Origin of the sequence: Aquidulcibacter paucihalophilus, from assembly GCF_002105465.1 — a bacterium.
In the GTDB taxonomy this organism is placed as follows: domain Bacteria; phylum Pseudomonadota; class Alphaproteobacteria; order Caulobacterales; family Aquidulcibacteraceae; genus Aquidulcibacter; species Aquidulcibacter paucihalophilus.
Window position 1 is genome coordinate 1 of record NZ_NCSQ01000113.1, and the last position, 1,291, is coordinate 1,291.

1 protein-coding gene is annotated in these 1,291 nt (G+C 53.3%); it reads left to right on the forward strand.

Annotated elements, in window-relative coordinates:
- The first annotated feature begins 86 nt into the window (after positions 1-86).
- Positions 87-1,231 (forward strand): IS3 family transposase gene (locus B7364_RS08290; protein ID WP_106407590.1). Its coding sequence is split into 2 segments (ribosomal slippage): positions 87-351 and positions 351-1,231, totalling 1,146 coding nucleotides; the frame shifts between segments, so codons are not numbered across the junction.
- Positions 1,232-1,291 lie beyond the last annotated feature (60 nt).

The following is a 1,291-nucleotide window of genomic DNA, read 5'->3' on the forward strand; positions in this document are numbered from 1 at the left end:
AGAGCAGGCTCGGGAAATTTGGACAGGTGCTATAAGTGGATGGACTGCTCTGGCGCGGCATAGGATGCTGCGAATAGGAGACAGACATGGCACGACGTGTGAGACGCAATCATGGTGCGGCATTTAAGGCAAAAGTGGCTTTGGAAGCGGTTCGTGGTGAGAAGACGCTGAACGAACTGGCGCAGCAATTTGACCTTCACCCCAACCAGATCAAGCAATGGAAGGACCAATTGCTAGACGGTGCAGAGGATGTGTTTGGCGGGTCTGGGAAAGGCCCGCGTGAAGCTGAGACCCCACCAATCGATGTTAAAACGCTCCATGCCAAGATCGGAGAGTTGACACTGGAGAATGATTTTTTGTCAGGTGCGCTCGTAAAAGCGGGCATGGTGAGCGCAAAGCGATGATCGACAAGGAGCACGATCTTTCCGTCGTCAAGCAAGCCAAGGTTTTGGGGCTGAGCCGCAGCGGCGTTTACTATGAACCCCGCTCTGTGAGTGACGCAGACCTGGCCTTGATGCGGCGTATGGATGAGCTTCATTTGAGCTATCCGTTTGCTGGATCGCGGATGTTGGCCGGTTTGTTGCGGGCCGAGGGCCATAGTATTGGGCGGCTGCATGTGCGCACATTGATGCGTAAAATGGGGCTTTCTGCGCTATATCGACGGCCAAACACGACCAAACGTGACGCCAGTCACAAGATTTACCCATACCTTCTACGTGACTTGCCCATCACCAAAGCCAACCAAGTGTGGGCAACCGACATCACCTATATCCCGATGAAAAAGGGGTTCGTGTATCTGGTCGCGGTGATGGATTGGTTCACCAGAAAGGTTTTGTCTTGGAAACTTTCCAACTCAATGGAGGCTGACTTTTGCGTGCGGACATTGCAGGAAGCCATCGCCAAATACGGTGCGCCTGACATCTTCAATACCGATCAAGGAAGTCAGTTTACTTGCCCGGCCTTCATCGAGGTGCTCAAGAAACACGACATCAAGATCAGCATGGACGGCAAAGGCGCCTGGCGTGACAACGTCTTTGTCGAGCGGTTATGGAAGTCGGTCAAATACGAAGAAGTTTATCTGCGGGCCTATGACAATGTCGCCGACGCCCACGCCAATCTGGCCAAATACCTGACCTTCTATAACACCAAACGACCCCACCAAGCTCTTGACGGAAACACCCCAGACAGCGCTTACTTCAACCCGCCCCAACCAATCCCGGTTGCGGCGTAAATCCGGCAGTCATCCACTTATAGAAACGGCTGACCTGTCCGAACAAACCGAGCCACCTCA